At 35.3% G+C, this 14,136-nt stretch carries 9 protein-coding genes and 1 tRNA gene; 5 read left to right on the forward strand and 5 right to left on the reverse strand.

Translation table 11 applies throughout. The features are described 5' to 3' along the window. Window positions 1–120 precede the first annotated feature (120 nt). Entirely contained in the window at window positions 121–2,796 is a 2,676-nt protein-coding gene (gene ppdK, locus ACFIJK_RS00510; RefSeq protein ID WP_375625727.1) for a pyruvate, phosphate dikinase, read from the forward strand. Window positions 2,797–4,502: 1,706 nt separating this feature from the next. Here ppdK and ACFIJK_RS00515 read toward each other — a convergent pair. Beyond that, window positions 4,503–5,327 (reverse strand): peptidoglycan-binding protein, encoded by an 825-nt coding sequence (locus ACFIJK_RS00515; RefSeq protein ID WP_375625190.1) that lies wholly within the window; start codon window positions 5,325–5,327, stop codon window positions 4,503–4,505. A gap of 1,134 nt (window positions 5,328–6,461) precedes the next feature. Between ACFIJK_RS00515 and ACFIJK_RS00520 the strand changes: the two genes are divergently transcribed. Further along, window positions 6,462–6,779, forward strand: a complete 318-nt coding sequence (locus ACFIJK_RS00520; protein WP_375625729.1) for a DUF5330 domain-containing protein — start codon at window positions 6,462–6,464, stop codon at window positions 6,777–6,779. A gap of 166 nt (window positions 6,780–6,945) precedes the next feature. Further along, a complete protein-coding gene (locus ACFIJK_RS00525; protein ID WP_273724544.1) occupies window positions 6,946–7,356 on the forward strand; it encodes a SufE family protein in 411 nt (136 codons plus the stop codon). A gap of 99 nt (window positions 7,357–7,455) precedes the next feature. Here ACFIJK_RS00525 and ACFIJK_RS00530 read toward each other — a convergent pair whose 3' ends face one another. Next, the gene (locus tag ACFIJK_RS00530; protein WP_012754848.1) at window positions 7,456–7,893 is read right to left on the reverse strand and encodes a MucR family transcriptional regulator; all 438 of its coding nucleotides are present in this window, start codon (window positions 7,891–7,893) and stop codon (window positions 7,456–7,458) included. Between the two features lie 855 nt (window positions 7,894–8,748). On the opposite strand from ACFIJK_RS00530, the gene ACFIJK_RS00535 reads away from it, so the two are divergent. Beyond that, complete coding sequence (locus ACFIJK_RS00535; protein WP_375625731.1) at window positions 8,749–10,842, forward strand: S9 family peptidase; 2,094 nt, start codon at window positions 8,749–8,751, stop codon at window positions 10,840–10,842. 82 nt (window positions 10,843–10,924) lie between these two features. Here ACFIJK_RS00535 and ACFIJK_RS00540 read toward each other — a convergent pair whose 3' ends face one another. Then, window positions 10,925–11,527 (reverse strand): superoxide dismutase, encoded by a 603-nt coding sequence (locus tag ACFIJK_RS00540; protein ID WP_375625105.1) that lies wholly within the window; start codon window positions 11,525–11,527, stop codon window positions 10,925–10,927. 871 nt (window positions 11,528–12,398) lie between these two features. Here ACFIJK_RS00540 and ACFIJK_RS00545 point away from each other — a divergent pair. Further along, window positions 12,399–12,473 (forward strand) — tRNA-Gln (locus tag ACFIJK_RS00545). A gap of 326 nt (window positions 12,474–12,799) precedes the next feature. Here ACFIJK_RS00545 and ACFIJK_RS00550 read toward each other — a convergent pair. Further along, window positions 12,800–13,171, reverse strand: a complete 372-nt coding sequence (locus tag ACFIJK_RS00550; protein ID WP_375625733.1) for a toxin-activating lysine-acyltransferase — start codon at window positions 13,169–13,171, stop codon at window positions 12,800–12,802. Continuing rightward, a complete protein-coding gene (locus tag ACFIJK_RS00555; RefSeq protein ID WP_375625735.1) occupies window positions 13,171–14,127 on the reverse strand; it encodes an HlyD family type I secretion periplasmic adaptor subunit in 957 nt (318 codons plus the stop codon). The genes ACFIJK_RS00550 and ACFIJK_RS00555 overlap by 1 nt, the downstream gene beginning before the upstream one ends. Between the last annotated feature and the right edge of the window lie 9 nt (window positions 14,128–14,136).

The raw sequence follows: 14,136 nt of genomic DNA on the forward strand, positions 1-14,136 counted from the left end.
ATTAATAGTATGCATTTATGAAGCAATATTTTTTGTTAAGCCGATTTTGAATCAAATCATTGCTTTTAAGTGAGCCTAGGTTGAATGATGTTTTGATGCTGATATGGGAGGATTTGTACAGTGAAAAAATGGGTTTATAGTTTTGGAGATGGAAAGGCAGAAGGAAGTGCAAGTGAGCGTAACCTTCTCGGAGGTAAAGGGGCTAATTTGGCAGAAATGAGTAATCTTGGTTTACCCGTACCACCCGGATTTACGCTGACAACAGAAGTTTGTAATTTTTATTATGCCCATGACAAATCATATCCAGAAGAGCTACAGGAATCTGTTAAGAAAGCACTAAAACGCGTTGGTGAACAAACAGGACGTGAATTTGGAAGTGAGCAAAAGCCACTTTTGCTTTCTGTTCGTTCAGGGGCTAGGGCTTCTATGCCAGGGATGATGGACACAGTGCTTAACCTTGGCATGAATGATGAGACTGTAAAAGCCATTGCTTTACAAGCTAATAATGAACGTTTTGCTTATGATAGTTATCGGCGTTTTATCCAAATGTATTCTAACGTTGTTTTGGGGTTAGATCATGCGTATTTTGAAGAAATTCTTGATGAAGCAAAAGTACGCAATGGTTACACTATTGATACAGAAATGACAGCAGATGATTGGAAGAACATTATTACTTCTTATAAAGCATATGTTGAAGAAAAATTAGGAAAACCTTTTCCACAAAATCCTGAACAGCAGTTATGGGGAGCAATTGGAGCCGTTTTTTCAAGTTGGATGACAGCACGTGCAGTTACCTATCGCCGTTTACATAATATTCCTGAAAGTTGGGGAACGGCAGTTAATGTGCAAGCTATGGTTTTTGGCAACATGGGTGAAGATTCGGCAACAGGTGTTGCTTTTACACGCAATCCATCAACAGGGAAAAAAGAGCTTTATGGTGAATTTTTAGTTAATGCGCAAGGGGAAGATGTTGTGGCGGGCATTCGAACGCCTCAAAATATTACAGAAAATGCGCGTATTGTTGCTGGCTCAAATAGGCCGTCATTAGAAAAAATTATGCCTGAGGCTTTTTTGAAATTATGTCAGATAGCGCAGAAGCTTGAGCAGCATTATCGGGATATGCAAGATCTCGAATTTACCATTGAAAAAGGTAAATTATGGATGCTTCAGACTCGTTCAGGAAAACGCACGGCTCGTGCGGCTCTCAAGATAGCAATTGAAATGGTTGAGGAGGGGTTAATAAACCGTGAAGAGGCTGTGATGCGTATTGATGCAAAGTCGCTTGACCAACTTTTGCATCCAACACTTGATCCCAAAGCAGAACGTTTTGTTATAGGACGTGGTTTACCTGCTTCTCCTGGAGCCGCAACTGGTGAAATTGTTTTTACTTCAGAAGAGGCAGAAACTGTGTCGGCAGAAGGTCGCAAAGTTATTTTGGTCCGTATAGAAACAAGCCCAGAAGATATTCATGGTATGCATGCTGCGGAAGGAATTTTAACAACGCGTGGCGGTATGACAAGTCACGCTGCTGTTGTTGCGCGGGGGATGGGAAAACCATGTATTTCTGGTGCTGGCAGTGTGCGGATTGATTATAACACAAATACGCTGTTTGCTTCAGGAGAAAGCTTTAAAAAAGGTGATGTTATCACAATTGATGGTGGAAGTGGAGAAATTTTCAAAGGGAAAGTTGCAATGTTGCAGCCTCAGCTTTGCGGAGACTTTGCAAAATTAATGGAATGGGCTGATGGGATGCGACGTATAAGAGTTCGCGCTAATGCTGATACACCATCTGATGCCCGTATGGGGCGCTCTTTTGGGGCTGAGGGTATAGGTCTTTGCCGTACGGAGCATATGTTTTTTTCTGATGAACGTATCGTGGCCATGCGTGAAATGATTTTAAGCCATGATGAAAATGGTCGTCGTAAAGCACTAGATAAGCTTTTGCCAATGCAGCGTTCAGATTTTATTGAATTATTTGAAATTATGTGTGGTTTACCTGTTACTATCCGCTTGCTAGATCCACCATTACATGAATTTTTACCTAAAACGAAAGCAGAAATTCTTGATGTTGCAACAGCTATGGGTGTTTCTGCTGAAGTTCTTGCTGAACGGGCTCAGCAGTTGCACGAATTTAATCCTATGCTTGGATTACGTGGATGCCGTTTAGCTATTACTTATCCTGAAATTGCAGAAATGCAAGCGCGGGCGATTTTTGAAGCAGCAGCAGAAGCTGCCCAAAAATCTGGATCTCCTGTTATGCTTGAAATTATGGTGCCACTTGTTGCGCTTAAATCTGAACTTGATTTTGTAAAAGCGCGTATTGATCAGGTTGCTGAGGAAGTGATGAAAGAAAAGGGAAGCACTATTCAATATATGGTTGGGACGATGATTGAGCTTCCAAGGGCGGCGCTTCGAGCAGATGAAATTGCTGAAACTGCTGAATTTTTTTCATTTGGAACAAACGATTTGACACAAACTACTTTTGGGATTTCCCGTGATGATGCTGCTCCTTTTTTGGCAACCTATTTTCAAAAAGGTCTTTTAGAGCAAGATCCTTTTGTGTCTATTGACCGTGATGGAGTAGGAGAACTTATTACCATTGCTGCACAGCGTGGACGATCAAAGCGTGCAAAAATAAAATTGGGAATTTGCGGTGAACATGGAGGCGATCCTGCCTCTATTGCTTTATGTGAAGAAAATAATCTAGATTATGTTTCGTGTTCTCCTTTTCGAGTACCAATTGCTCGTTTAGCAGCAGCTCAAGCCGCAATAGCAAAAAAGGGTATAATGGGTTAATATTTTTTTGTTGTATAGTTATTACTAAAATAAATTTTTATATATTCTTTTATTTTCTTTAATAAAGGAAATAAAGTGCTTCTAAAATGCACGATAAGTTATGTTACACGAGAAAGTGTTTTTTTGAGAAGTTTATGAGAGAAAATATGAAGCAGGATAGACAAAGATGTATTATTAATACACTTTCTATTGACGAACCTCTTGATAGAGAGAAATGTGTTATTGTGCAGTCAATTTACACGTTTGCTTTTTTATAGGGGAATGAATTCCTCACGCAAAATAGAATGCTCCAAACAAATGCATTTTTTTGCACATCATGCTGTTTGAGATAGACATTTCTCAGTGGATGCCCCATTTCACATTGACATTCGTGGAATGGGGATTGTGTAAAATTTCCCGTAAGTTTATAAAAATCTTCCCAAAGTATATAAACTCTACTATGCACTACCATCTTTACATTTATGAAGGAATATCAAAGTTATACAATATGTTGATTTATAATGATAATTTATCATTTCAACTTCTTTTATAATGAATCAATCAAAACCATGTTTTTTGCATGTTACAGGCGGAATTAGCGTCTGTGAATAAAAATAAAGCAAGGATATGCTTCTTATGAATCATCTCAAGTGTCAAGAGCTGTCACAAATTGAAGGTAGGTATAGTGTTGTAATGGTGCCCGGCTTGCTTCGTCACAAGCATAAAGATGATAGCGCACAAGTGGGGTTGCTATTATTATTCACGGGCCGTTGTTGCGAAATGGGCTTGGGTGCTTTAGAAATGTTTTTTTAAGAAAGCCCGTGAATGGCAATCCACATATATTCCGTTTAGGACATTTTGTTTTACGTGAGGAGGCGTGGGCCCAAAAAGATACGAGCTAAAAAAAGCATGAGGCAATAGGTAATCTCCATTATTTTAAAGACATTGCTTTAGATGTCTTTGAAAGTCGTAAAGCTGAATTAAAAGGAAATGGCAAAGATGAAAATTGGTTTCTCCCCTTAAAATTTCATATTCTTCCCAAATTAGACTGTCTCTCTGTTTCAGAGAGTATACAAACAGAGATACGTAATGCCCTTGCCTCCTATTTGGCATACAAAAGCTATAGCAGTTGAGAAAGTACTAAAACTGTCTTAACATTTGCTTCAAACATGCTGCTGCGTTAGGTTTAGATGTTAATTTATAGGCGACACCAAAAGCACACGTTCTCTTAGAAAACAACGTCATAAAACACAAAACTTTCCAGCAATAGATTGGAGAGAATTGCCGATTTTTTATCAGACACTTTGCGAAACAACAACCATAATACAACTAGCTTTACGTCTACTTATCCTTACAGATGTTTGCACAAATTCTTTGCATCATATTTATAAAGATCAAATTGACGATAAGATATGGACAATTAGTGGCTCGATAATATGAAAGGTTTACGTGATACTACAAAAATTTCGTGTCCTTTTATCATCAGAAGCAATAAAAATTCTAGAACGACCGCGTTTGCTATTTTGCAATATTTCTTTTTTCTGCAATCGGTTGTGGTTTTCTTACAGCAAGTTGTATGGCTCAATATGTAATGTGTAAGAAAACCATTCTGATCGATTGAATATAAGAGGGCTTGAGATGAAGGAATGTTTGAGGGCATTAAACAAGCGAAAGATGAATTATCATTATAAATTAAGAGATTATTTTTATAGTATAGATGATTAGCTTCAATTTAATAAACCAATTTCACGCATTTTCATTAAAATTGTGTGATTAATTTTACCTGTTACAGGAAGATCAAACATTTTTTGAAATTGTTTTAAGGCTTCTATCGTCTTTTGATCTTCTATTCCTGTGACAATAACCTCTTCATTCCCAAAAATATGTAAAGCTTTTTGCACTTGTATAATATCTTCGACAGAAGGCTCTGAAATAGCTTCTTTTAAGTGCGTCATATTTTTTGTTTCTATTTCGCTCTGCTTAATTAATATCGCAATTTCATCTGTTGCGGGATTAGATAGAACATTCTTTTGCATTCTCTGAGCAGCTTGTTGTTTCCATAAAGTGATGGCACGGCGTGTTTTAGGTCCTTCCAGTCCATCTAAAGGTCCATCATAAAGTCCTAATTTTGCTAGTTCTTTTTGCTTTTCCAGCATGCTTGCTGATTGAGGAGGTAAAGGTGAATTTGTATGGTGATGACTTGGAGAATGTAGAGAAGTTACACGAGAGAGTTCTTGTGATTTTGCTTCTTTTTCCAATAAAGTAGAGCTCTTCCCTATACTTTGAACGGAGGAAAATTTCATTTGAGTTAAAATATTTTGATGCGTTGTCATTTGCGAAAATAAAGCATTAAATGAAATAAATAAAAAACTAATGCTAAAAAGAAGAGATCCAACAAAAAATAAAGTATTTTTTCGTGTATAGAAATAAAGAGTTTTTGCTATCCAAAAAATAAAATGAAAAATTATAAGAAGAAGTGTTATAACAATACTACTAGAGTATTTACGGTGTTTTACAGTTTTTTTTCGGGTCGTCTTTCGTTTTTTTGTCATCATTTTTATTTTCAGTTGCGTTTATGTTTCACAAAGAAACGAATGCAAATTAGTTCTTACTTTTCGCTAGAGAGAAATGCATTTACATTATTGTTTTTTCCTTTCAAACTCCTAGAATAAGCAGCTTCATTCTATCAATGTATAAGTTGATCAATCAACAAGAGCTCTTATCAATTTTCATTAATTTCAGATTTTACAAATCTTTCAATATGTATAAAGAGAACATCGAATGATTAACGTTCAAGAGCATTTTAGTGTTTGCAAACTGCATTATCACATATAATCATCTCAATAATAATATCACGTTATTCTTCATTTTTGGCGCAGGTGTTTGCCTATCATTTAAAAACAAGTTAGAGACTATTTTTCTATAACGTTAAAAAGATAAGAGTCATTATATTCTTTACAATTTACATATATAGGGTTACTTTTCTGTAAACGGTTTGGTGAGAATACTGGTCTCTTAAGGTTATTATATTTTAGTGGAGCTACTTTTGTATCAATTAAATTGATGTTTACAATGTTATAGAAAAACTTGTCTTGAGATATTGAGATGGAGTTATAAGAGATGAAGGTATTGTTTGATCTTTTGATCGACATATTGATCATGTTGGTGATGTTCTAGTAAAAGTTTTATAGATAATATAAATATTTTATCACTACTAGAGTCAGAATAACAGAGTCTGACTCTTTTTAGCCTTTTCAACTAAGCTAAGATGATGAACTATTATTTAAAATAAGTATGTACACAATATGGAAAAGAAATTGGACTCTGTGTTTAATCCTTATCTCATTGCTACACTTTCTTGTGGAATAAAAGGTTATAAATGTGGGGGGTACATTTCTTAACTCTTATGCACGATCATGGTTATATCTCTCACTTTTTATCATGGTATGTTCATTAATATGATCAGCCTGTAAGTGTATAATTGGGATGTTAAATTTTTACTGAATAGACAATGTATCCCATTTTATACAGCGGCATTGTGCCATATTTATAAAAAAGCCAATGATATAGATCCAATAAATGAATACTCAATTTTATAAAAAACAAATTTTATAAATTGTTTATAAAGAAACAGTGTATAAAATGCTTCTTTTATTGTATTTACCACTGCGGTACATTGATTGCCCATGATACGTTTTTTAATCAAATTATCATTTTTTTTATTTTTTATTTTTGTCATTATTTCATTTTTTGTAGCAGATCCAAACAGTAACCATTCTTCTAGCCCCAAAAATAATGAGACAACAACGAGCGATGTGATTATTGCTTTTAAGAAAGCTTTAAATGACTTAGGAGCATTTTGTGACCGTAATATAGAAACCTGCAAAGTAGGAAAATCATTTTTAAGTTCACTTGGTGAACGCGCATATTACGGTGCGAGAGCTGCTTATGAATATTTAGGCAACATATTAGGGAACAACAATAATATCAGAGATTTCCCCTAATGTTTCTTGCAAAATCGCAATACAAGAGTTCTTATAAAGCCATACAATGTTATCTTGAAATAAGGATTTTTAACGTTCTTTGTGTTATTTATGTTAGGAAGAATAAATATTTATTTTTTATAAGTGTATTTAAGAATGATTATTCAAACGAAACAGGACTAAAATAATGGCGGAAACAATCGGTAATATCATAGAGAACTTTTCGCTTTTGGATAATTGGGAAGATCGTTATCGTTATGTCATTGAGCTTGGCCATGAATTGCCACCTTTTCCGGAAAGCGCTAGAAACGATGCTCACAAAGTTCCTGGTTGTGTTAGCCAAGTGTGGCTTTTATCTTCACGTAATAACTCAGAAGATCCAATATTGACGTTTCAAGGTGATTCCGATGCTCATATTGTGCGTGGACTTATTTACATACTTCTTGCTTTTTATTCAGGCAAAAAAGCTTCTGAAATTCGCAATTCTGATGCTCAAGAGCTCTTTGAAAAACTTGGTTTAAATGAAAATCTTACACCACAACGATCAAATGGTCTGAAATCAATGATTAAACGGATTCGTAACGAAAGCTATATATAATCCCCTTGGTAGAAATTATTATATATACAAAAGCTTCACACAAAACATGTATACTAAAATCAAATTTATACACAAAACCATTATTTTCGCAAAATAAGATTATTTAGTTTTTTTCCGTTTACTTTTGCGTCCAAGACCCATTTCTTTGGCCAAAGCTGATCGTGTTTTTGCATAATTAGGCGCCACCATAGGATAAGAACTATCTAACTGCCATTTTTCACGATATTCCTCTGGCAACATTCCATAATGTGTCATGAGATGACGCTTTAGAGATTTAAATTTCTTTCCATCTTCAAGGCAAATGAGATAATCAGGAAATACTGAACGCTTTGGATTAACAGCAGGCCTTTGTTTTTCAACTTCGACTTCTGTTAACTCTAGATTTCCTGCTTTACGAAAAGCAGCATGGACATCAGCAATTAAACTTGGCACTTCAGTCGGTCGAATAGAATTATTACTCACGTAGGCAGCAACAATATCAGCAACCAATGTAATAACTAAATTGCTTTCAGTCTCTAAGACTGCACGATGTTCCATTCTTGTTTCCTTTAATTTAAAATTGAGTAATTCAAAATCGAGATATAGTGCATATACTCATGATATAAAGATCTCATGCACACGAGTTTCATATTGTACAAAAATCTTTTTTGTCAATTCAATTATTCTATAAAATTGCCAAAACACAAAAAAATCAAATAAATACCTCTTTTTTGTCATAATATAAAATAAGAAAAACGAAATTATTACATGCTAAAATATATTTTTACCCTATAACATATCATACATAATATACAATACATTAGAAATATAAAAAAATATAGGATAAAATTTATTTATTTTTTTTGATAATGTAAAAATAAAATTACTAATTATAAAAATATAATATATAAATTAGTATTTTTTATTTTGAATATTTATAATTGAGTAATTTTATTTTTAATAAATTTTAAATTTATTTTTATTATTTATACTTATTAAATTTAATAATAAATAACAATCTATATTATAAATAAGACACAGTGGAATTACTTATAATATAAAACTATTCATTAAAACGACATATAATATTTTTATGTTTTATACACAAACGAAAACACTTTAAATATACTTATTGCTTTCTATAAAGTTATAAGATTATACTGTTTCAAAAAAAATCAATTCTTTTTCTCATAGTTTAATTGTCTTACCAGTCACTTTCGTTATAAAAATGGTATTATATCCCTAGAAAACAATAGCTGTGATATGTAATGGACAGAAAGATATTAGTTTTAAAAATTATCATGGCGCTATTTTTACAAGTGAATAGAACTTATAGATTTTTACACTTGCATCAATAATTGTGATTCTAACATATAAACGAAGCTGTTAACATATTTTAATATAGGATTGTGTATGACCCGCACTTTTGCAATTCCTCCCAAAGCATCTAGAATCACTCATAAGGAAATATATCATGGTATTTTTCGTGATGATCCCTATCATTGGTTACGTGCGTCTAACTGGCAAGATGTTTTTAAAGATCCTAACTGTCTTGATCCAAATATTCGACATTATCTTGAAAAAGAAAATGCTTATCAATCAGCTCAAATGGCTGATACAAAACCATTACGAGATTTGCTTTTTACCGAAATGAAAAACAGGATCCACGAGAATGATAGTTCTGTTCCTATAAAACATGGTCCTTTTGCTTACGGATTCTCTTATGTTACCGGAGGCCAACAACCACATTATTTTCGGACACCAAGGAATGGCGGAGAAAAAAACGTGTACCTTAATGGTGATGTCTTGGCAGAAGGCAAAGAATATTTCAAATTTGGTTCAGTTCAAGAATCTCCTGACCATATACATGTGGTATGGACCTATGATGACAAAGGATCAGAATTCTATACAGCTAAAATTCGTAATTTTGAGACATTGTCTGACTGTATGGACACAATTACTGATACATCTGGTCAAATTGTATGGGATGCTAAATCTGAAGGTTTTTTCTATACTAAAATGGATAAAAATCACCGACCTTCAGAGCTCTATTATCACCGATTAAACACTGATCAATCACAAGATAAGCTTATTTTTCGCGAAGACAATCCAAGTTTTTTCTTAGATGTAAGCGGCTCTAAGCTTAACGATATTATTTATATTAATATTCATGATCATGAAACATCAGAGATCTGGTTGATTCCTGCTGAGGCGCCTTTTACTAATCCCCAATGTGTACGGAAACGACAAAAAGGTATTGAATATTCACTTACAGCAGGTGGTGATGTCTTCTATATTCTGACCAATCTAGATAATGCAAAAGATTTCAAAATTATGGTAGCGCCATATACATCCCCACAATCAGAAAATTGGTCTGAGTTTGTCCCACATCAGCTTGGGTGCCTAATATTATTCCATGATGCTTATCAAGATTTTCTTGTCTGGATCGAACGGTTTGAGGGGCTTCCACGTATAAAGGTAATGGAACGTACCACTAAACAAGTTAATTCCATTGCTTTTACTGAAGAGGCTTATTCTTTAGGTCTACAAGGGGTTGCAGAATATAACAGTCCAACTATTCGTTTTTCCTATTCGTCTATGACAACACCTGATCAAGTGTTTGATTATGAGATGAAAAGTCGTAAACGAATGCTTTTAAAAACGCAAATAATTCCCTCTGGGCATAATAAAGATGCATATGTAACACGACGTATTACAGCAATAGCAGACGATGGTGAGAAGATTCCTATTTCACTTTTTTATCACAAAAACACTCCTCTTGATGGTGGTGCGCCTTGTCTGCTTTACGGTTATGGTGCTTATGGGATCTCTATTCCTGCCAGTTTCAATAGTAATATACTTTCTCTAGTAAACAGAGGTTTTATTTACGCGATTGCTCATATTCGCGGAGGAAAAGAAAAGGGAGTAGAATGGTATGAGAAAGGAAAACATCTCTTTAAGCACAATACATTTACAGATTTTATTGCTTGTGGGCGTTACCTCGTAAACAATAAATTCACTTCTCACGACCGGCTTATTGCTCATGGTGGTTCAGCAGGGGGCATGTTGATGGGAGCCATTGCCAATATAGCTCCACAGGATTTTGCTGGAATCGTAGCGAATGTGCCTTTTGTTGATGTCTTAGCGACAATGTTAGATGCTTCATTGCCACTCACACCTCCAGAATGGGCCGAATGGGGGAATCCTCTTGAATCAGAAGAAGATTATAAGCTTATTGCTTCCTATTCGCCCTACGATAATGTCAAAGCTCAAAACTATCCCCCTATACTTGTGATGGCAGGATTAACAGATCCTCGTGTAACTTACTGGGAGCCTGCAAAATGGGTGGCAAAATTACGAGACTTAAAAACAGACGATAATGCAATTTTATTACGTATTAATATGGATTCAGGGCACGCTGGTGCAGCTGGACGTTTTTCAAAGCTAGAAGAAATTGCCTATATCTATGCATATATTCTAAAGATAACAGGGAAAGACTGTTGCTAATCCATAATATCTTTGTTTGAAAGTCCCTCATAATTTATTGGTTTATAGGGACTTTCATACACTAAAAAATTATCTAGATAGCTTAAAGTTCACATTCTTCATAAAGTTTCAAAACATAGTCCCAATTAATTAAATGGTCTACAAAGGATTCGAGGTACTTCGGTCGAGTATTGCGGTAATCAATGTAATAGGAATGTTCCCACACATCGACACCTAAAATAGGCCGAGCATTGTGAATTAAGGGATTTTCGCCATTAGGCGTTTTCATAATTTCAAGCTTGCCATCTTTAACAGCAACCCACGCCCATCCAGAACCAAATTGGGCACTAGCAGCAGCAATAAAATCAGCGCGGAATTTGTCGTAACCACCTAGATCAGCGTCAATAGCTTTTGCTAACTTTTCAGGAAGTTTTTGGCCACCACCATCTTTTTTCATCCAAAGCCAAAAGTGGTTATGATTGTAATACTGTGCTGCATTATTAAACAAACCAATATTTTTTCCAAAACTTTTTTTAACAATATCTTCAAGGCTTTCATTTTCTAAGCCTAACTCTTTCACAAAATTATTGGTGTTGTTAAGATAAGCGAGGTGATGCTTATCATGATGATATTCAAGCGTTTCGCGTGACATATAAGGTGAAAGGGCATCGTAATCATAAGGCAACGGGGGCAATTCAAAAGCCATTTAAAAATCTCCTCGATTCTAATTGTTAAGCTTACTTCATAAGCCTAATTTGCCATTTACCGAATTTAAAAGCAAATGTTGAATACCTATTTGTATGAAATTAGTTTTAATGTCTCTCTTTTTGTAAAAGAAGCTTTTAGGAAATGCATGCTCATTAATCAAAAGGTCCTCGGTCTATATAAAGATTGCTTCTGAAGATTTTTTACATCTATGAATGGGTAATAAATATCATTATCTTTTGAATAAAAAGTAAATGGAAATAGCTATTATTCCTTGTTTTTGTATCTATATTTTTTCAAATACCATATAAAATGTTTTTAATTTTTGCAAAACTCTTCTAACCTATAGGTGTATCATAGTGTTTTCAACAGAATATTAAGTGTTATTTTTTAGGAGATATTTTTCAATGTGCTTGATTTCATTTTATGGCACCATCCGTGAATAATATAATGTAAAAACCGGTGGACATTACCATCTTTACGCTTAATAAAAGAGCACAGCAGCACTATCACATACTTTACCGGTCCCCAATGGTGACAGCTTTTATCTTAGTTAAGCAAGATGAGATTTTAGTATATCAAGAAAAGCAAATCATATGCTAATTTATTAGATACATGAGTAAACTACAAGATTTTCATTTTCTGTTCCTAGGACATCAATACAAAGAGCAAAATAATTGGTGGATAAATGGTTTCTATTTGTGTTAAAAGCACAACCGTATATCAGTTTCTGCTACGAATTTGTATTGATGCAATGCCATACAAGACTCAGGCACTTTATGATAAAAAAGTAAGGTCTTTGATTTTCAGATATTGCGTCCAATCACAGGAATCGCTATAAGGTGCAAGAGTTGCTATAAAGCATGTTTTTTTGGGGTATAGCCAAGCGGTAAGGCACCGGTTTTTGGTACCGGCATTCCCTGGTTCGAATCCAGGTACCCCAGCCAATTCTAGTAAAATTAGTTAATCAAATTTCGGCTTGAGAGTGGATCAATCCCCTTAACCGTCTGTTGCTATTCATAGCAAGTCTGGTAAGCTGAAAAATACCCATTTGTAGCGGATTAGCTCTAAATATGGAAAGGCTTTCTTTTACTATAGCTATCGCTTAAAGAGCTCTTTTAAAAGCTTCTTTTTTATAAGAGGGAGGGGAAATGGTTTATCCGCACTTGCTTTAGAAAAACTATTTGGCTGGATTTTGTGCTCTGTAGCAACACCAGCGCGCAATTTTTCGTATTTCACCATCTTCATTACGTCGAACAGCGTAGCAATAATGCTAATTAGGAAACACATACCGCTGCATGTCACGTACCATACCAGCAGCATGTCCATAGGGTGCTACACAATCAATAAACCATACGTATTTTCCATTCTGCCAATCCGCATCGGGTAAAAATTCTCCCTTATCAAGCATAGATTGATGATTTTTTTCATCTAAAAAAGCCCAAGTGATAAAGGCACAAAATTCTCCACGTTCATTTTTATAGAGTTTATATTGCCCAGTCTGTAAGGCGGGTCCTATGTTGCGTTCAATATCCCAAATTCGCCAGCGGCGGTATAAGGGAGATGTAAGCATTAAAACAATCATGGCACCCAAAGCCGTAAGAGGATCTATGAGTGATGGTGATGAATTTTCATTTACAGACATTATCTTTCCTTTAGAGATTGTTCTAAAACTTTGGTAATAGGTTCAAAGAAATAGGAAATGAGACGCCGTTTTGAGGTAATGACATCCGTTGCCACAGTCATGCCAGGGATAAATTTAAGATGTTTGTTATTCAAAGTGATGTGATCTTGGTCAATTTTGATTAAAACAGCGTAGACACCATTAATTTCTTTATTATAGCGCGCTGTAGCGCCTACATTAACGACTGTACCGTGGATAACACCGAAACGTTCAGGTGGAAAGGCAGAAAACTTGATGTAAGCACGTTGGCCCTTTTCTAAAAAACCAATATCTCGATTATCAAAAAACGCTTCAACAATGAGACCACCTGCATCAGGGACAATACGCATAAGCGTTTTACCAGCTTCTACAAAGCCGCCCAAAGTATGGATACTTAAATCATCGATACGTCCATCAACAGGCGCATAGAGTGATAAGTGGTCAAGATGGTATTGAGTGCTATCAAGCTTTGCTTTTAATCCTTGAAGATTCAGTTCTGTTTCACGCGACAGTTGGCGATAGCGGGCGATTTCATCGGAAATGAGACTTTTCCGTTGTTGGCGGAGGGTGTTTATTTCGGCGGCATTTTCTTCCAAACGTCTTTGATTGGTTAAAATTTCATGCTCGACATTTTTAAAGTCATGTAAACGCTCTAAATAAACGGCTTGGCTAATGACTTTTGTTTCCATTAGGCTTTTTGCAGCTTTTAATTTTCCTTGGCTTAATTGACGATCATCTTCCAACCTATCTAATTGCGCATGTTGTGTTGCACCGCTGCGCTCGACGCGGTCCGCTTGTGCTTTTAGCGCTCTTAATTTATCTTGGAGAGATTGAAGGGTAGCGCTAATGAGTTTTTCCCCTTCTATTCTTGCAGTCGTGTTGCCAGAAGGAGGAGCTGGCAGATAGGCAAGCCCTTTGGCTACAAAATCTTTATCCAAAGGATCACT

Origin of the sequence: Bartonella sp. PS17NMGDW, assembly GCF_042193555.1 — a bacterium.
GTDB classification, from domain to species: Bacteria; Pseudomonadota; Alphaproteobacteria; order Rhizobiales; family Rhizobiaceae; genus Bartonella; species Bartonella grahamii.

Excerpts from the sequence above, each read along its gene's own strand:
- ACFIJK_RS00515 (WP_375625190.1), bottom strand. The coding sequence starts at position 5,327 with ATGACAAAAAAACGAAAGACGACCCGAAAAAAAACTGTAAAACACCGT.
- ACFIJK_RS00520 (WP_375625729.1), top strand. The coding sequence starts at position 6,462 with ATGATACGTTTTTTAATCAAATTATCATTTTTTTTATTTTTTATTTTT.
- ACFIJK_RS00525 (WP_273724544.1), top strand. The coding sequence starts at position 6,946 with ATGGCGGAAACAATCGGTAATATCATAGAGAACTTTTCGCTTTTGGAT.
- ACFIJK_RS00530 (WP_012754848.1), bottom strand. The coding sequence starts at position 7,893 with ATGGAACATCGTGCAGTCTTAGAGACTGAAAGCAATTTAGTTATTACA.
- ACFIJK_RS00535 (WP_375625731.1), top strand. The coding sequence starts at position 8,749 with ATGACCCGCACTTTTGCAATTCCTCCCAAAGCATCTAGAATCACTCAT.
- ACFIJK_RS00540 (WP_375625105.1), bottom strand. The coding sequence starts at position 11,527 with ATGGCTTTTGAATTGCCCCCGTTGCCTTATGATTACGATGCCCTTTCA.
- ACFIJK_RS00550 (WP_375625733.1), bottom strand. The coding sequence starts at position 13,171 with ATGTCTGTAAATGAAAATTCATCACCATCACTCATAGATCCTCTTACG.